15 protein-coding genes and 1 pseudogene are annotated in these 18191 nt (G+C 40.5%); 5 read left to right on the top strand and 11 right to left on the bottom strand.

Annotated features, from left to right (window positions below):
- The 3 genes and pseudogenes from FH976_RS04735 to dacB all read left to right on the top strand — a co-directional run.
- Window positions 1–327 (top strand): annotated as a pseudogene (locus FH976_RS04735) (porin); the annotation flags it as partial.
- Between the two features lie 166 nt (window positions 328–493).
- Window positions 494–1558 carry a porin gene (locus tag FH976_RS04740; RefSeq protein ID WP_194089771.1) on the top strand — a complete coding sequence of 355 codons (1065 nt, stop codon included), beginning with the start codon at window positions 494–496 and terminating at the stop codon, window positions 1556–1558.
- Window positions 1559–1661: 103 nt separating this feature from the next.
- A complete protein-coding gene (dacB, locus tag FH976_RS04745) occupies window positions 1662–3062 on the top strand; it encodes a serine-type D-Ala-D-Ala carboxypeptidase (RefSeq protein ID WP_194089772.1) in 1401 nt (466 codons plus the stop codon).
- Between the two features lie 60 nt (window positions 3063–3122).
- Here dacB and carB read toward each other — a convergent pair whose 3' ends face one another.
- From carB to ffh, 8 genes are all read right to left on the bottom strand, one after another.
- The gene (gene carB, locus FH976_RS04750; RefSeq protein WP_194089773.1) at window positions 3123–6353 is read right to left on the bottom strand and encodes a carbamoyl-phosphate synthase large subunit; all 3231 of its coding nucleotides are present in this window, start codon (window positions 6351–6353) and stop codon (window positions 3123–3125) included.
- Window positions 6354–6367: 14 nt separating this feature from the next.
- Window positions 6368–7510: a glutamine-hydrolyzing carbamoyl-phosphate synthase small subunit gene (carA, locus tag FH976_RS04755; RefSeq protein ID WP_194089774.1), complete on the bottom strand. Its 1143-nt coding sequence runs from the start codon at window positions 7508–7510 to the stop codon at window positions 6368–6370.
- A gap of 558 nt (window positions 7511–8068) precedes the next feature.
- Window positions 8069–8878, bottom strand: coding sequence for a 4-hydroxy-tetrahydrodipicolinate reductase (gene dapB / locus FH976_RS04760; RefSeq protein WP_194089775.1), 810 nt, complete (start codon window positions 8876–8878; stop codon window positions 8069–8071).
- 142 nt (window positions 8879–9020) lie between these two features.
- Window positions 9021–9374 (bottom strand): 50S ribosomal protein L19, encoded by a 354-nt coding sequence (rplS, locus tag FH976_RS04765; RefSeq protein WP_194089776.1) that lies wholly within the window; start codon window positions 9372–9374, stop codon window positions 9021–9023.
- Between the two features lie 64 nt (window positions 9375–9438).
- A complete protein-coding gene (trmD, locus tag FH976_RS04770) occupies window positions 9439–10194 on the bottom strand; it encodes a tRNA (guanosine(37)-N1)-methyltransferase TrmD (protein ID WP_194089777.1) in 756 nt (251 codons plus the stop codon).
- A gap of 47 nt (window positions 10195–10241) precedes the next feature.
- Window positions 10242–10775, bottom strand: a complete 534-nt coding sequence (rimM, locus tag FH976_RS04775; protein WP_190331742.1) for a ribosome maturation factor RimM — start codon at window positions 10773–10775, stop codon at window positions 10242–10244.
- Between the two features lie 49 nt (window positions 10776–10824).
- On the bottom strand, window positions 10825–11073 hold the full coding sequence (gene rpsP, locus FH976_RS04780; protein WP_153447573.1) for a 30S ribosomal protein S16: 249 nt from the start codon (window positions 11071–11073) through the stop codon (window positions 10825–10827).
- Between the two features lie 239 nt (window positions 11074–11312).
- Window positions 11313–12683: a signal recognition particle protein gene (gene ffh / locus FH976_RS04785; protein WP_194089778.1), complete on the bottom strand. Its 1371-nt coding sequence runs from the start codon at window positions 12681–12683 to the stop codon at window positions 11313–11315.
- A gap of 276 nt (window positions 12684–12959) precedes the next feature.
- Between ffh and FH976_RS04790 the strand changes: the two genes are divergently transcribed.
- Together FH976_RS04790 and FH976_RS04795 are read left to right on the top strand one after the other, a co-directional pair.
- On the top strand, window positions 12960–13754 hold the full coding sequence (locus tag FH976_RS04790; protein WP_194089779.1) for a cytochrome C assembly family protein: 795 nt from the start codon (window positions 12960–12962) through the stop codon (window positions 13752–13754).
- A 126-nt stretch (window positions 13755–13880) separates the two neighbouring features.
- A complete protein-coding gene (locus tag FH976_RS04795; RefSeq protein WP_194089780.1) occupies window positions 13881–15161 on the top strand; it encodes an HlyC/CorC family transporter in 1281 nt (426 codons plus the stop codon).
- 116 nt (window positions 15162–15277) lie between these two features.
- On the opposite strand, the gene luxS is transcribed toward FH976_RS04795, so the two are convergent.
- The 3 genes from luxS to gshA all read right to left on the bottom strand — a co-directional run bounded on the left by luxS (window position 15278) and on the right by gshA (window position 18129).
- The gene (gene luxS / locus FH976_RS04800; protein ID WP_194089781.1) at window positions 15278–15796 is read right to left on the bottom strand and encodes an S-ribosylhomocysteine lyase; all 519 of its coding nucleotides are present in this window, start codon (window positions 15794–15796) and stop codon (window positions 15278–15280) included.
- Window positions 15797–15830: 34 nt separating this feature from the next.
- Window positions 15831–16439: a transglycosylase SLT domain-containing protein gene (locus FH976_RS04805; RefSeq protein WP_194089782.1), complete on the bottom strand. Its 609-nt coding sequence runs from the start codon at window positions 16437–16439 to the stop codon at window positions 15831–15833.
- Window positions 16440–16500: 61 nt separating this feature from the next.
- Window positions 16501–18129, bottom strand: coding sequence for a glutamate--cysteine ligase (gshA, locus tag FH976_RS04810; protein ID WP_194089783.1), 1629 nt, complete (start codon window positions 18127–18129; stop codon window positions 16501–16503).
- Window positions 18130–18191: the final 62 nt, after the last annotated feature.

Below are 18191 nucleotides of genomic sequence, written 5' to 3' on the forward strand. Positions count from 1 at the left end.
TACTTAGCGGCAACGTATGAAGGTGGTACAGTTTCTCGTAATTCTAACGATGAATCAGATTTCAACGCTGCAGATGCTTATGCTGGCTACACCTTCGGTGATAACAACGTAAATATGACGTATAACTACTTCAATGCGGATGAGAATTCATTCAACAACTTGAACGTTAATATGCTTGCAGTTGAATACTCTCGTTACTTTGGTAATGCCACTGTTTATGCCGCTTATAGCTTTAATTTACTTTCCGATAGTGATGCTACAACCGTCTCTAACGGTTCAGCGAACACTGAAGATGAGCTAATGGTTGGCCTAAAATACGCATTCTAATCTAACTCCTCTATACAGAGGTTAATGATAAATGACTCTTAATACCCGCTAATTTCAGTGGGTATTTTTTTACCTATTACTTCTATATTTGTCACTTTCAATTACTTCTCGAACAATAAACGTTATGATAAAAACAATTAACAATATCAGCCTGAAATGGATATTCATGAATCATAAATTAAGTTCTTCATACCTGCTGCTTGGTTTTATCTCAACACTCCCTTTACCAACATTAGCGGCTGATATTTATAAAACGGATATGGCAAGCTTATCGCTTACCGGACGCGTCGAAGCCCGAGCACAAATTATCGATGGTAAAGCCGATGATCAAACACGAGCCCGTATCAATTTCTTGGGTAAAACCATGATAAATAATACCATGTATGCCGTCGGTGATTGGGAAGGTGAATTTCAAACCAATCAAAAGGGTGATACTGACCTCACCAACGGGGAAGGTGGCGGCTCACTCAATACTCGCTACGCGTATGCAGGCTTAGGTGGTAATTTTGGTGAGGTAACTTATGGTGAAAATGATGGCGCTCTAGGCATTCTGACCGATTTTACCGATATCATGGCCTATCACGGAAATAACGCAGCTTATAAAATCTCAGTAGCGGATCGAACCGATAACATGCTGACTTACAAAGGCCAGTACGATCATTATATTTTAAAAGCCTCTTACCGCTTTGCCGATAGTAAGGTACCAGAAAATAAGCTCAACCCTGAAGATAATAAGATGATCGACAATAACCAAGATGGTTATTCGGTATCGGTCACCTATTCTCTTTTTGATACCGGAATCCAATTTGGTGGCGGTTATGCAGAGCAAGCTGACGAAAATGAAGCTATGTTCGCCGCGTCCTATTCTTTAGGTGATTGGTACATTGCGACTAACGTGGTCAAAGGTGAAAAATATTTATCTACTCTTTTAATATCACCAGCCTCGCCCGAAGTTTACGACAGCTTAGGCTATGAATTTGCTACTTCATACACGATAGGGAAAACCGTATTCACCGCCACCTACAATAATTTAGATATGGATACGACCAATACCAGCCACGGTTCTCATGCTGGCGATGTGAATGACCTCGCCTTTGATGTAAGTTATTATTTTGTATCAAACTTTCGAGCTTATGTTTCCTACAATTTCAACTTGTTAAACACGGGACATGGTGTGAGCTATGTCGAAGCTGAAGATGATATCGCCCTTGGCATGCGCTACGATTTTTAAAACTAATCCCAGTTAAAAATCACCATAACATGTCACACGCCAGCTTATTTAAGATGGCGTTTTTGTTTATACTGAATCCACTTAATTATAGGGATATCATCTTATGTTTCTCGCAACACTGACCTTAACTATCTCATTTTTTTCACTCTCAAGCGTGGCTCAAACACTTCCTGAACACTCAGTTCTGCCCGATCAAAACATGCTACCCAATGCAACACAAGTTGGCATCATTGTCGAAACAAGCAATGTCAAAACCAGTACTAAAAGCGATCAATTATTTCCACCCGCCAGTACCTTAAAACTATTCACCGCATTAGCGGCAAAGTTAGAACTAGGCAACAATTTTACTTATCAAACAACGTTAGAGCGCCATAATGAGGATGTAGTCTTACGTTTTAGCGGCGATCCAAGCTTTACTAGCCAAGATTTAGTGAACCTTTTAAAAGATAGCAAGCTTACCAACATTTCCGGCGATATCATTATTGATCAAAGTGCTTTCACTGGTTACGAGAAAGGTGTGGGCTGGCCTTGGGATATACTTGGGGTTTGCTACAGTGCAGTATCAAGCGCCATCACGCTAAATGGCAACTGTGTTATGGCTTCTATTTATACTAATGCCGATGGTTCCACTCGTGTATTCACGCCTAAACATCAACCTGTATCCGTTACCACCACTGCCAAAGCTGTCACCAAAGAGCAGCAAAAGGAACAATATTGCGATCTTGATTTATCGACAACATTGGATAACCAATATCAACTTTCAGGGTGCTTGGTTAAACAAAATGAACCACTGCCATTGAACTTCGCCGTACAAAATCCATTTAACTACAGCGCTTCAGTGCTGAAACAATTATTGATAGCAAATAACATTACGTTTAAAGGCAAAATTCAACAAGCCATTGAACCTCAGCCCAGTGACGAAATCTTAGCCCAACATCAATCTCAGCCACTTTCTGAATTACTGGAACATATGCTGAAAGACTCTGACAATTTATACGCGAACAACTTGTCTAAAACCATTGGAGGGCAATATTTTAATCAAGCGGGTTCATTTAGAAATGGAACCGAAGCGATTAAGCGGATTTTATTAGAAAAAGCTAATATCGACTTAAAAAGTGCGGTGATCGAAGATGGGTCAGGATTATCTCGAAATAATCGAATTACCCCAAACCAGTTACTTGCCGTATTGGATTATATAAAAACGCATAATGATCAATTAGACATCATGTCATTAATGCCAACATCAGGAATTGATGGCACATTAAAATACCGTTCAAGCATGCGTAAAGATCCGATTAAAGGCAATATCATAGCGAAAAGTGGATCATTATTTGCCACTCATAATATGGCCGGTTTTGTACTCAATAAATCAGGTAAACCAACCACCACCTTCGTACAACTCATTACCGATTATTACCCTGATCCAGAACAAAAAGGCTTACCACCACTAACGATTTTTGAGCACGATTTTTATCAAAATATGATTCAGCAAGCACAAAAGTAATACCAATAAAAAAGCCTATAGAATGTCTCCACTCTATAGGCTTTGGTATTTTAGGTAAAACTACACTAAAGAAACTCTCACTTGCTCATGCAGTTCTTGGATCGATGTTACCGTACTACGATTATCTTCACTGTGCGCCATACAAGTGGCAAATGCCGCATTAAGTGTCGTGGTATAGTTCACTTTTTCTTGTAGTGCACCACGGCGTAATAACTTGGAATCTTCAATTGCTTGACGACCTGCAGCAGTATTCACAATGTAGGTGTATTCATTATTCTTAATACGGTCAAGAATATGAGGACGACCTTCGTGTACTTTATTTACTAAGCGAGGGTTAATGCCCGCTTCGCCTAACACAACTGCTGTACCGTGCGTTGCATCTAACTGGTAACCAAGTTTGATTAACTGCTTGGCAACTTCAACCACACGTTTTTTATCTTCTTCTCGAACCGAGAGAAGCGCGCGCCCACCTTCAGGGTAAACATTACCAATACCAAGTTCTGCTTTAGCAAACGCTTGAGCAAAAGTTTTACCAACCCCCATCACTTCACCTGTAGAGCGCATTTCTGGCCCTAATAACGGATCCACGCCTAGGAATTTATTAAAGGGTAAAACTACCTCTTTGACTGAGTAATACGGTGGAATGATTTCTTTAGTAAAACCTTGTGATTCAAGAGATTGACCCGCCATAACACGCGCTGCAATCTTAGCAATCGGTGCACCCGTTGCTTTCGACACAAATGGAACCGTACGCGCGGCGCGAGGGTTAACCTCAATTAAGTACACTTTGCCATCTTTTACAGCAAACTGTGTATTCATTAGGCCACGCACGCCCAGCTCAAATGCCAATTTCTCAACTTGCTCACGCATCACATCCTGAATTTCTTTGCTTAGCGTATAAGCCGGCAAAGAACAGGCAGAGTCACCAGAGTGAACACCGGCTTGTTCGATATGCTCCATGATGCCTGCAATAACGACTCGCTCGCCATCACAAATTGCATCAACATCCACTTCTACCGCGTCATCAAGGAATAAATCAAGAAGGACAGGAGATTCATTCGATACGCTCACCGCGTCATTGAAATAGCGACGTAAATCTTGCTCATCGTAAACAATTTCCATTGCACGACCACCCAACACATACGATGGGCGAACCACTAATGGATAACCAATTTCACGCGATTTCTCTAGAGCTTGTTCCATTGTCGTCACGGTTGCATTCTTTGGCTGTAATAAACCTAAGCGATCAACGGCAGTTTGGAAACGTTCACGATCTTCTGCGCGGTCAATGGCATCAGGGCTCGTTCCGATAACCGGTACGCCAGCCGCTTCTAATGCACGTGCAAGTTTAAGCGGTGTTTGACCACCGTATTGAACAATTACACCTTTCGGTTTTTCAATACGTACGATTTCAAGTACATCTTCCAAAGTAACAGGTTCGAAATATAAACGGTCTGAAGTATCGTAATCAGTTGATACTGTTTCAGGGTTACAGTTCACCATAATGGTTTCGTAACCATCTTCGCGTAATGCTATAGAAGCATGAACACAGCAATAATCAAACTCAATACCTTGACCGATACGGTTTGGACCACCACCTAGCACCATGATTTTATCGCGGTCAGATGGGTTAGCCTCACACTCTTCATCATAAGTTGAATACATATATGCCGTATCAGACGAAAATTCTGCTGCGCAAGTATCGACACGCTTATAAACAGGGTGGATATTAAATTGCTCACGAGCGCGGCGAATTTCAGTTTCTGCAACACCTAAGATAGTGGCTAAGCGTGCATCACCAAAGCCTTTACGCTTCATCTTACGCAGAACATCTTCATTCAAACCAGCCAATCCACCTGCTCTAACTTCATCTTCAAGTTGAACTAGCTCTTCGATTTGAACCAAGAACCAACGATCGACGTTGGTTAAGTTGAAAACACCATCGACTGACATGCCAGCACGGAATGCATCGGCAATGTACCAAATACGATCACAACCTGCTTCTTTCAATTCTTGACGAATTTTAGTCAATGCATCAGGTGAATCTAAATCGACCATTTCATCAAAACCATCACGGCCAACTTCTAAACCACGCAATGCTTTTTGCAAAGACTCTTGTTGGTTACGACCAATCGCCATCACTTCGCCAACCGACTTCATTTGTGTAGTCAGACGGTCATTCGCACCAGCAAATTTTTCGAAGTTAAAACGAGGAATTTTAGTCACAACGTAATCGATTGTCGGTTCAAACGAGGCTGGTGTTGCACCGCCAGTGATATCATTCATCAATTCATCAAGCGTATAACCAATCGCCAGTTTCGCAGCAATTTTAGCAATCGGGAAACCCGTCGCTTTTGATGCCAATGCAGAAGAGCGAGATACACGAGGGTTCATCTCAATGATAACCATGCGGCCATCTTTTGGATTAATACCAAACTGAACGTTAGAACCGCCTGTTTCTACACCAATCTCACGTAAAACCGCTAAAGAAGCATTACGCATTAATTGGTATTCTTTATCAGTTAAGGTTTGAGCTGGAGCAACCGTGATTGAATCACCAGTATGGATCCCCATAGCGTCGAAATTTTCAATCGTGCATACGATGATACAGTTATCCGCTTTATCACGGACCACTTCCATTTCGTATTCTTTCCAACCAATCAAAGATTCGTCGATGAGCAACTCGTGCGTTGGCGAAAGGTCAAAGCCTCGATGACAAATCTCCTCGAATTCTTCCTTGTTATATGCGATTCCACCACCAGAACCACCCATCGTAAAAGATGGACGGATGATACAAGGGAAACCAACCATCTCTTGAACTTTGTAAGCTTCTTCCATCGTCTTTGCAGTGTCAGCACGTGGACACTCAAGACCAATAGATTTCATTGCTTTATCAAAGCGAGAGCGATCTTCTGCTTTATCAATAGCATCAGCCGTTGCGCCAATCATTTCAACATTAAATTCAGCTAATACACCATGCTTTTCCAGCTCAAGTGCACAGTTCAATGCCGTTTGACCACCCATAGTAGGCAGAACTGCATCCGGACGCTCTTTAGCGATAATGTTACGAACCACTTCCCAATGAATCGGCTCGATATACGTTGCATCAGCCATCTCAGGATCAGTCATAATGGTGGCTGGATTCGAGTTAACGAGAATAACTCGGTACCCTTCTTCGCGCAGTGCTTTACAAGCTTGTGCGCCAGAGTAGTCAAATTCACAGGCTTGGCCGATAACGATCGGGCCAGCACCTAAAATCAGAACACTTTTAATGTCAGTACGTTTTGGCATGCTACTACTCCGAATTAGGCTTGCTTATGTGATTTAATAAGATCGATGAAGTGATTAAACAGTGGCGCAGCATCATGTGGGCCTGGGCTTGCTTCTGGGTGGCCTTGAAAGCTAAACGCTGGTTTATCGGTACGATGAATACCCTGCAAAGAACCATCAAATAATGACTTATGTGTCGCTCGTAGTGTTTCAGGTAATGTCGCTTCATCAGCAGCAAAACCGTGATTTTGAGAAGTGATCATGACAACATCACGATCAAGGTCTTTTACTGGATGATTCGCCCCGTGATGACCAAATTTCATTTTGATGGTTTTGGCACCTGATGCTAAGGCTAGGATTTGGTGTCCTAAACAGATACCAAAGATAGGCAAACCTTTTTCTAAGAAAATCTTAGTCGCCTCAATAGCATATGTACAAGGCTCAGGATCGCCAGGGCCATTTGATAAGAAAATACCATCCGGATTTAAGGCCAGAACCTCTTCTGCGCTGGTTTGTGCAGGAACCACGGTTAAGCGACAGCCACGGTCAACTAACATACGTAAAATATTACGTTTAGCACCAAAGTCATAAGCGACGACATGGAAAGGCAACTCTGAATCGGATTTAGCTTCAGGCAAACCACCCGTTAATGTCCAAGAGCCTTGCTTCCATGAGTACGTTTCTTTGGTCGAAACAACTTTTGCTAAATCCATTCCTTTAAGACCAGGAAACTCTTTCGCTTTTGCTAATGCAAGCGCTTCATCAAGGTTATTACCAGCAACGATGCAACCATTCTGTGTGCCCTTTTCACGCAATAATCGCGTCAATTTACGCGTATCAATATCAGCAATGCCGACAATATTTTGTGATTTTAAGTATTCAGAAAGGGTTTGTTCACTGCGGAAGTTTGAAGCAATAAGAGGAAGGTCACGGATAACTAAGCCTTGCGCATGAATAGCTGAAGATTCTTCATCTTCTGAGTTAGTTCCGGTATTGCCAATATGAGGATAAGTAAGAGTAACAATTTGCTGCGAATAAGAAGGATCGGTAAGAATTTCTTGATACCCCGTCATCGAGGTATTGAAGACAACTTCTCCCACGGCGGAACCAAAAGCTCCAATGGATTGGCCGCGGAACACTGTCCCATCTTCTAGGACTAACAGTGCTGAATTATTCAAGACAACCTCCAGAATAAAAATTCAAAATACATACATAAGCTTGCGCTTTCGTCTTACCAAATCGCCATTTTATGGAATTTAGATAAATTGGCGCTATTCTAGAGATGTGAACTTAAGCTGTCAACATTAAGCAAAAAAGAAAGGCGCTATTTAAGCGGCCTTGTTTGTTTTTTTTTATAAAGTCGATGAAATGACATCTTAAGTAGTCAGTTTAAGTCAGTAAGCTCTGACTTTATGTTTCCATGATCGAATAAATGCTCTTTATATCTAAAAATATAATAACTCGCACTTTAATGGTTAAAACCTTCATTATAACCTTCACTTTTAACCACTTAAGATGAGAAATCCAATTAAGAGCCTAAAAAACCAATACAACATATCAATAAATCTGACTATTAAAATTTAAAAATAAAAAAAGATCTCACTAAGTGAGATCTTTTTTAACTATTCTCTATTTATCAATGCAATAAAAAGTGAATATTTGCTCAAAAGCTAAGTTTTCATGCAATCGTTTACCAAATCGTTTGCGTCATTCATACAATCACAGTTAATTTTCAGTTATGAATCACTTAATCCTAGTACATCCTGCATAGTATAAAAACCACACTGCTTTTCATTCAACCAAACAGCAGCTTTAATCGCGCCATTAGCAAACGTCATACGATCACTGGCTTTATGAGTAATCTCCAGTCTTTCACCAATATCGGCAAACATCGCTGTGTGCTCACCAACAATATCGCCAGCACGAAGAGTAGCAAAACCAATCTCATCTTTTGTGCGCTCACCGGTAATACCTTCACGCGTATAAACTGCAACATCACTAAGATTATTTCCCATTGCGCCTGCAATTGCTTCACCCATACCAATAGCAGTACCTGAAGGTGCATCAACTTTATGTCGGTGGTGAGCTTCTACAATTTCAATATCACAATAATCACCCATCACTTTTGCGGCTTGCTCAAGTAATTTAAACATGACGTTTACACCCACACTGTAGTTTGGTGCCATGACAATCGCGATATCTTTTGCAGCTTCGCTGATAACTTGCTTTTCTTGCTCGGAAAAACCCGTTGTACCAATCACTAACTTCTTGCCATGTTGTTTACATAATTCAATATTAGCTAGAGTGCTGACAGGAGCGGTAAAGTCAACGATGACGTCAAATTGCTCAATCGCATTGGTAAGATCATCAACTAAAGCTATATCAAACTTGCCTTCTCCACACAATTCACCCACATCAACACCAATTAATGAGGACCCAGCTCTTTCCGAACCTGCGCCAACTTGGGCTGTTGGATTTATATAGGTTGCTTTAACTAAGTTTCGACCCATTCGACCAGCGGCACCTGCGATTGCAATCCGAACCATTGCCTCTCTCTCCTTTAATTTAGAGCTTAGAAAAAAGTTTTCTAAAATATGTTGGCAATGTAGCGTGTTTGATAATAGATGAAAAGCAAAAAAAAACGGGCCCCAGATGGGACCCGTTTTATTTATTAGAACGCAAAGCGCGTTACTTTTTAGTCAACTTTTCTTTGATACGAGCTGACTTACCAGAACGCTCACGTAGGTAGTACAACTTGGCACGACGTACTGCACCACGACGTTTAACTTCAATGCTACTAACAATTGGAGAGTGAGTTTGGAAAGCACGTTCAACACCTTCACCGTTCGAGATTTTACGAACTGTAAATGCTGAGTGAAGGCCACGGTTACGCTTAGCGATAACTACGCCTTCAAATGCTTGTAGACGCTCACGGTCGCCTTCTTTAACTTTAACCTGAACTACAACTGTATCACCAGGTGCGAATGCAGGAATGTCTTGTTTTAGTTGCTCTTCTTCAAGAGCCTTAATGATATTGCTCATTTATTTATATCCTAGGTTAAACTGATGCTAAATATAATAGGTTATTGCTTTGCTTCTTATTAATTCATTCGCGCTTTTTAACAAGCAACTGTTCCTTAATAAAATGCCCCAGCAAGTGTTCCTGTTCGTCAGTCAGAGCTAGATTTTCCAGAAGCTCTGGTCTTCTAAGCCAAGTACGGCCCAGCGATTGTTTTAATCGCCAGCGACGAATATCCTCATGGTTTCCAGACTTCAATACTTTTGGTACTTCTTGTCCATCTAACACATCAGGACGAGTATAATGCGGACAATCCAGTAAACCATTCGCAAAAGAATCCTCTTCTGCCGACGCAAAATCCCCAAGTACACCCGGAACAAACCGAGAAACCGAATCAATGAGTGTCATGGCTGGAATTTCCCCACCCGTCATTACAAAATCCCCTATCGACCATTCTTCATCGACATAAGATTGAATAATACGTTCATCTATCCCTTCATAACGACCACAAATAAGAATCAAGTTCTCATTCGTCGCTAATTCTTCAACCCCTTGTTGGTCGAGCTTTCGACCTTGAGGTGAAAGATAGATAACTTTCGCCGTTTTCGGTGAAGCTTGTTTGGCTGCTTCAATGGCATCGCGCAAAGGCTTAACCATCATCAACATTCCAGGGCCGCCACCATAAGGTCTGTCATCCACAGTGTGATGTTTATCATGAGTGAAATCACGAGGATTCCAAGTTTCTAATGATAAAAGACCTTTCTTTACCGCTTGACCAGTAACACCAAAATCAGAAACGGCTCGAAACATATCAGGAAACAGGCTAATTATGCCAATCCACATCGCGTTACTCGCTTATTCTGTTAAGTGTCCATCTTCTTATTAGAAGATTAGAATCCAGGATCCCAGTCAACTTCGATCCGTTGAGCGTTGCGATCAACATGTTTGATCACTTGCTCTTCAAGGTACGGGATTAATCGTTCCTTTTGGCCAAAAGCATCTTTAAGATTTGCTTTCACTACCAAAACATCATTTGAGCCAGTTTCCATTAGGTCGGTGACCTCACCAAGGTGGTAACCTTTAGTGGTAAAAACTTGCATACCAAATAACTCACGCCAGTAGAATTCTTCTTCTGACAATTCAGGTAATGACACAGGGTCAATTAGGATTTCAACGTTGGCATACGGCTGTGCATCTTCACGCACATCAACACCTTCCAGCTTACACACATAACCATTGTTATGACGCTTCCAGCTTTCTACTTTGAACTCAACCAATTTACCCTTTTGGTTAATAAACCAAGGGGCGTAATCAAAAATACTTTCGCCATTGTCGGTATAGGAAAAAACTTTAAGCCAACCACGAATGCCATAAGAAGAACCAAGCTTACCTACAACAATTTTTTCGTTTTTTTGTTCACTCATTGCTTTTACCTTTCACCCAACAACTCAATTTTGTATTCACTAATTCGTATTAAGCCGCTTTTTGAGCGTCTTTAACTAATTTAGCAACACGGTCAGATAGAGATGCGCCTTGACCAACCCAATGGTTAACACGATCTAGGTCTAAACGAAGACCTTCTTCTTGACCTTGAGCAGTAGGGTTAAAGAAACCTACGTTTTCAATGTAACGGCCAGTTGATACAAAACGGCTGTCTGCTACAACAACTTGATAAAATGGACGCTTTTTAGCGCCGTGACGTGCCAAACGAATGGTAACCATATCGTCCTCTTTTTGCTTTCTCAAAAAATAAATTAGCCCCAAACAGTGTTTTTTAATTAACTTTAAGCCATTAGCTTTAGATTAAATTAAAAAATGACTTGGGGCCTCGTGCCAAAATAAAGCCCCCGAATTTTACTCTTATTCAGAGTCAATGCAAGGGCTTTAGATGTTTTTCTAATTTTAACGGTCCAATACAAAAGTGTGAAACATTTCACACTATTCAAGTAGGCAATGAATACTTATCGACCAAACCCACCCATACCACCGCCGCCCATCATGCCTTGCATGTTGCGCATCATTCCTTTCATTCCACCTTTTTGCATTTTTTTCATCATTTTCTGCATCTGGGTGAATTGTTTTAGCATCCGATTTACATCTTGGACTTGTGTCCCTGATCCTGCTGCAATACGTTTTTTACGAGAACCTTTAATTAATTCAGGATGTTCACGCTCTTTCATTGTCATGGAGCTGATCATCGCTTCCATTTGACTGAACATTTTATCATCGACTTGATCTTTAACATTAGCTGGTAAATTACTCATACCAGGCAGTTTATTCATCATACCAGCCATACCGCCCATGTTTTTCATCTGTCCAAGCTGTTCGCGAAAGTCCTCTAAATCAAAGCCTTTTTTCTGCTTGAATTTTTTCGCCATTTTTTCGGCTTTGGCTTTATCTACATTGCGCTCAAGATCTTCAATTAGAGATAAAACATCGCCCATTCCTAAGATGCGCGAAGCGACACGCTCAGGATGGAAGGCTTCTAAAGCATCTGTTTTTTCACCGACACCCAAGAATTTGATTGGCTTACCGGTAACATGACGCACAGATAATGCAGCCCCCCCGCGAGCATCACCATCAACTTTGGTTAAGATAACACCAGTGAGCGGTAAAGTCTCACCAAATGCTTTCGCTGTATTTGCGGCATCTTGACCCGTCATGGCATCAACAACAAACAAAGTTTCAACCGGGTTAATTGCGGAATGAAGAGATTTGATTTCGTCCATCATTTCTTCATCAATCGCTAAACGGCCTGCGGTATCAAGAATCACGACATCGTAGAATTTTTTCTTAGCATGAGAAATTGCAGCATTGGCAATATCAATCGGCTTTTGATCTGCGCTCGATGGGAAAAAGTCAGTTCCAACTTCATTGGCGAGTGTTTCTAATTGTTTAATCGCAGCGGGGCGATAAACATCGACAGAAACCACTAAGACTTTTTTCTTATCGCGCTCTGTCAATAATTTAGCAAGCTTACCAACACTGGTCGTTTTACCTGCACCTTGCAGGCCAGCCATTAAAATCACAGCAGGAGGTTGAGCGGCAAGGTTTAATGCTTCGTTAGATGCCCCCATCATAGATTCAAGTTCTGCTTGAACGATCTTAATGAATTCTTGGCCTGGAGTTAACGATTTAGAAACTTCAATGCCCACTGCACGCTCTTTGACTTGCTTCACAAAGTCTCGCACAACAGGTAATGCTACGTCGGCTTCAAGTAAAGCCATACGAACTTCACGCAGCGTATCTTTAATATTGTCTTCTGTTAATCGACCTTTACCGCTGATATTTTTCAGCGTACTGGATAGTCGTTCCGTTAAATTATCAAACATGTTTTAACCTAAAATGCTTTACCTTAAATCGACAAGGTATTGTTGCCGTGGATGGCTGATATCACTATATTGCCACAGTATAACCAGTGAATGTTTATCTTTCACTGAAATTTCCGATTTGAGTAGCGGATTTATTCCAACTCCTTTCTCATATTCGTGACTAACTCAGTAGAAAATGAAGATATTTCAAATTTTATGCAGGATATCAAACCATTCGTAGCCCTAGTGCTAAGAGCGAGTTATAATCCTTGCCTATTCAATAAAAAAATGAGAACTATGGAACACCTGCTTTCGATCATTGCAGCACTCTTATATTGCTCTGCAATTAGTATGATTGTACCGGGACTGGTACAAAACACGGGTATCAAGCTCAAACTAGTCTTCGTACTAGCGGCTTTAGCGATTGCGAGTCATGGTTGGTTGCTTAGTGATCTCATATTAAATCCTCACGGACAAAACTTTAGCATTCTCAATGTAGCCTCTTTAATCGGGTTTATCATTTGTCTTGTAATGAGCCTAGCAATGCTAAAAACACGACTATGGTTCTTGCTGCCCGTGATCTACAGCTTTGCTGCTATCAATTTATTAGCTGCCACATTTCTGCCCAGTACCTTTTTAACGCACTTTGCAGGTAAAGTAGAATTATTAGTACATATCACTATTGCTTTATTTGCCTACTCGACCTTATCTATCGGTGCCTTATATGCGCTTCAATTAGCTTGGCTCGATCATAAGCTTAAAACCAAAAAATCATTAACGATGAATCCTAACCTCCCACCACTCATGATGGTAGAGAGGCACCTATTTAAAATCGTACTCATTGGTACTGTTTTACTTACTGCAACTTTACTGACAGGCGCTGTCTATATTAAAGAAATGTTCTTACCAGAAAATGCTCACAAAGCCGTGTTATCTTTTATAGCTTGGATCCTGTACTGCATTTTATTATGGGGCCACTACCGACAAGGCTGGCGTGGAAAGAAAGTACTCTGGCTATCGATTAGCGGAACAACGTTATTAACGCTCGCATATTTTGGTAGCCGCTTTGTCCGTGAAATAATTTTAAACTAATTAATTGAACTGAGTTGCTTAACGGCAGTTGACATCAATTTTAGATTTCGTCATAAATACCTATTGTCTATATTTAATCAGTTATTAGCTGATTACTACGTTTAACGACCAAAGGAAAACCTAAGTTTGGGTGATATATCTACAGGGCTGCTATTTGCTCTACTGGCAATACTTATTCTAATTTCAGCTTATTTTTCAAGTTCAGAAACTGGCATGATGTCACTCAACCGCTACCGTTTACGCCACCTTGCTAGTCAAGGACATAAAGGTGCTAAACGTGTCGAAGCATTATTAGAACGCCCGGATCGTTTAATTGGCTTGATTCTAATCGGTAATAATCTCGTTAACATTCTGGCTTCCGCCATTGCAACTATCATTGGTATGCGACTGTATGGTGATTATGGTGTGGCCATTGCAACTGGTGTCTTAACACTCGTCATTCTGGTTTTTGCTGAAATCACTCCAAAAACTCTGGCGGCACTTTTTCCTGAGAAAGTCTCCTACACAAGCAGTATTTTGCTCCGAATTTTAATGAAGCTAATGGCCCCTTTAGTTATTTTCATTAACTTCATTACTAATGGTTTACTTAGATTACTTGGTGTTAAGGCATCCGAATCAAGCAGTGACCCATTAAGCTCTGAAGAGTTACGAACAGTAGTGAATGAGGCAGGCAGTTTAATTCCACGCCGTCACCAGGATATGTTAATTTCAATCTTAGATTTAGAACACGTCACTGTGAACGATATTATGGTGCCGCGTAATGAAATAACAGGAATCGATATTAACGATGATTGGAAATCAATTGTCCGACAATTAACGCACTCAGCCCATGGTCGAGTTGTATTATACCGTGATCAAATTGACGAAGTTGTCGGTATGCTACGCTTACGTCAAGCTTATCGTTTGATGTTAGAAAAAAATGAATTCAATAAAGAAACGTTATTACGTGCAGCAGATGAAGTCTATTTCATACCAGAAGCAACGCCACTAAACGTTCAGTTATTAAAGTTCCAACGTAATAAAGAACGTATTGGTATGATCGTCGACGAGTATGGGGATATCATTGGACTTATTACCCTCGAAGATATTTTAGAAGAGATCGTTGGTGAATTTACGACATCAATGTCACCAAGCTTAGCCGAAGAAATCACACCGCAAAGTGATGGTAGCTATTTGATAGAAGGTAGCGCGAATATTCGAGATATCAATAAAGGCCTTAATTGGAAACTACCAACCGACGCCCGTACCTTGAATGGTTTAATTTTAGAGCATCTACAAGATATTCCAGAAAGCTATCTTAGCCTTGAAATTGCTAACCATAAGATGGAATTAATCGAAATGGCGGAGAATAAAATTAAACTCGTTAAAGTTTACCCATCGAAAAAGAAAGCTAAGAAAAACCGCTAACCATAAGTCGCACTCAATACATATTATTAACAGACAAATAAAAACGAGAAGTAGATTTAGTTCCACTTCTCGTTTCTGTTATTAGGCATATAAGCTTGACGCTACACTCTAATAAATCAGTCTACTTTCAACTCTTTAAGCATTGATTCAGGCAAAGCAAGTTCATCGTTTTTATTCACTTGGATACCCGCTGCAATAATATTTTTCGCAATCTGCTGTGCTTCCGTTAAAGAGTGCATTGCATAAGTACCACATTGATACTCATTAAGTTCAGGGATCTTATTTTGATCTTCAACGTTTAATACATCTTCCATCGCTGCCAACCAAGAGTCGGCTACTTGTTGCTCGGTCGGAGTTCCGATTAAGCTCATATAGAAGCCAGTACGGCAGCCCATTGGTGAAATATCAATAATTTCAACCTCAGAACCATTCAATTGAGATCGCATAAAACCTGCGTAAAGATGCTCTAAAGTATGGATCCCTTTTTCAGATAAAATATCTTGATTTGGGATACAAAAACGTAGATCAAAAACAGTAATGGTGTCGCCTTTTGGTGTCGTCATCGTCTTAGCGACACGCACTGCAGGTGCTTGCATACGAGTATGATCAACGGTAAAGCTATCAAGTAAAGGCATTGGCTGCTCTCTCCTATTTATTAAATACAGTTAATTAAAACCAACTGCGATTATCTTCCAGTTCAGCTCGGCATTTCTTTAATTGCCAGCCATAATTTTTTGATGTTGTTTCAACCTTTCGAGCAATACCCATTAACGTAGGGTTCTTCGCATAAGTCTTACGTTTAAAGCCACCACGGCCATCGTGATAAGCCAAATACTGACTATGAGCATCCCACTTTGAAATACCTAACGACTTATTACTACCATTGATATACCAACCAATAAAATCAATTGAATCGTCAAATTCATCACGGGAAGTCCAAGAGCTCACTTCATCTTGATATTCAGACCAAACGGGATCTTGAGCTTGTGCGTAACCATAAGCGCTACTGACTCTTCCCCAAGGAATAAACCCTAAAAAATAATACCTAGGTGGTTTCGCATCGCCGATATAAGAGCTTTCTTGTTTCATAAACGCCATCGATATCTGAATGGGAACTCCCCATTGATCTTCACTATCTAATGCGTCTTCATACCAATCTGGATATTGACGAAATATTTCACAGATATTATTTTGGTTATTCGGTGGTGGTGTCGCACACCCTGATAACAGCATGGTACTGAGCAGTACAAAACTCAGGATTACTTGCTTAACATTCATGCTTCGTTTAAGAGTAACCCAATTCACTATACTGATCAGCCTATTAATATTAGCAATAGAATTAGCGTAAATACGAAAAATAATCGGACAAGAAATCATCAAAACTCACTGTTTCTGATGCTTCAATCTCAGCTTGCGCTTGCTTAGAACGTTGAACTTCTTGCTCCATAATGCTTTGCTTATAAACTTGGTATGAATGATTAAGTAAATCAATTCGGTACTGCTCACCTAAACGAGCACCCACCTTTCCAATGCCGCCTGCCGCTTTTATTTCTGATAGTAGTTGCCCTGAGATGGTTTTTTCAGGATCATCAATCCATTCACTTAACTCATCACACACATTTTGATATTGAGTATCACCCTGTGCTTTATCCATCTCAATGGCAATCTTTCTTAACTGGCTGAACATGCTATGTCCCCAGTACTGCATCGATTTTTCTTCTTGATCACTGCACAGTTTAAATTCAAGTCCAGGTTTACGGCCTTCTAAAATGATCGTATTCCAGTTCTTTCTCCAGCAGCCAATATCGGCCTTCTTCATTGGCGCTGATTCTTTTAAAGCGCACCATGCGACAAATAAATCTAGGAATAAAACTTGTTGTTTAGATACACCAACTGCCGAATATGGATTGACATCCAGCGAGCGAACTTCGATATATTCGACGCCAGCACGTTTTAATGCTTCTGATGGTTTTTCACCATCTTCCGCTACACGCTTAGGCCGAATTGGAGCATAGAGCTCATTTTCAATCTGCAAAACATTGCTATTTAATTGTAAGTGCTCACCATCGACTTTAACGCCTAACTGAGCAAATTTATCCGAAGGCTTATGCATTGCATCATGTAAACCAAGCAAATATTCTTCTAAACTGTTAAAGGTAATATCCAAATCACTTTGCGCACTATTGGTATAGCCTAAATCACTTAAACGTAAAGCAGTCGCATAGGGAAGGTATAAGGTTTTACCTACTGTTTGGAAATCTAGTCCCGTCTCTCTACCTTTCACAAATGAAGGGCATAATGCAGGAGAGGCTCCAAATAGATAGGGAATGATCCAACCATAGCGATAATAATTGCGGATAAGATGAAAATACCCTTCGGACTTACTCGCTGAACGTTGCTCTTCATCTTGCTTACCGTACAAGCTATCCCAAAAACTTTCAGGAAAAGAAAAGTTAAAATGAACACCTGAAATGATTTGCATTAAACTGCCATAACGACGCTTTAAACCTTTACGATAAAGATTTTTCATCCGCCCGACATTTGAACTACCGTAGTTAGCTAGTGGAATAGAGTCTTCACTACTCACAAAACATGGCATCGACATTGGCCACAATTTCTCATTCCCCATTTTGGTCATAGAGAAATGATGTATATCAGTAAGTTGATTTAATAATGTATCGACGTTATGAGAAACGGGCGTAATAAATTCTAATAAAGACTCCGAAAAATCAGTCGTTATCCATTTATTGGTTAATGCCGAACCTAAACCTGCTGGGTGAGGTGTTAAGGCGAGCTGATCGCTCTCATTATAGCGTAAAGATTCACGCTCAATTCCGCGTCCAAATTGCTTAAAAGTGCTTGGGTTCTTAGCAACTTGATCAAGGCGTGCAGAAAAATCGGTCAAAATAGCGCTCACTTTGTGATTTGAGATCCGAATAGGATAGTCATTCTTAACAAGAATTACCATGGTAAAAAGCCATAGTAAACATAGAAACCATAAATCGAAAAGACATACACTTAAGTAGAGAT

It is taken from the genome of Vibrio hibernica, assembly GCF_015223435.1.
Classification (GTDB): Bacteria; Pseudomonadota; Gammaproteobacteria; order Enterobacterales; family Vibrionaceae; genus Vibrio; species Vibrio hibernica.

Coding starts and splice junctions, on each gene's coding strand:
- FH976_RS04740 (WP_194089771.1), top strand. CDS start 494: ATGAATCATAAATTAAGTTCTTCATACCTGCTGCTTGGTTTTATCTCA.
- dacB (WP_194089772.1), top strand. CDS start 1,662: ATGTTTCTCGCAACACTGACCTTAACTATCTCATTTTTTTCACTCTCA.
- carB (WP_194089773.1), bottom strand. CDS start 6,353: ATGCCAAAACGTACTGACATTAAAAGTGTTCTGATTTTAGGTGCTGGC.
- dapB (WP_194089775.1), bottom strand. CDS start 8,878: ATGGTTCGGATTGCAATCGCAGGTGCCGCTGGTCGAATGGGTCGAAAC.
- rplS (WP_194089776.1), bottom strand. CDS start 9,374: ATGAGCAATATCATTAAGGCTCTTGAAGAAGAGCAACTAAAACAAGAC.
- trmD (WP_194089777.1), bottom strand. CDS start 10,194: ATGTGGATTGGCATAATTAGCCTGTTTCCTGATATGTTTCGAGCCGTT.
- rimM (WP_190331742.1), bottom strand. CDS start 10,775: ATGAGTGAACAAAAAAACGAAAAAATTGTTGTAGGTAAGCTTGGTTCT.
- rpsP (WP_153447573.1), bottom strand. CDS start 11,073: ATGGTTACCATTCGTTTGGCACGTCACGGCGCTAAAAAGCGTCCATTT.
- ffh (WP_194089778.1), bottom strand. CDS start 12,683: ATGTTTGATAATTTAACGGAACGACTATCCAGTACGCTGAAAAATATC.
- FH976_RS04790 (WP_194089779.1), top strand. CDS start 12,960: ATGGAACACCTGCTTTCGATCATTGCAGCACTCTTATATTGCTCTGCA.
- luxS (WP_194089781.1), bottom strand. CDS start 15,796: ATGCCTTTACTTGATAGCTTTACCGTTGATCATACTCGTATGCAAGCA.
- FH976_RS04805 (WP_194089782.1), bottom strand. CDS start 16,439: ATGAATGTTAAGCAAGTAATCCTGAGTTTTGTACTGCTCAGTACCATG.
- gshA (WP_194089783.1), bottom strand. CDS start 18,129: ATGGTAATTCTTGTTAAGAATGACTATCCTATTCGGATCTCAAATCAC.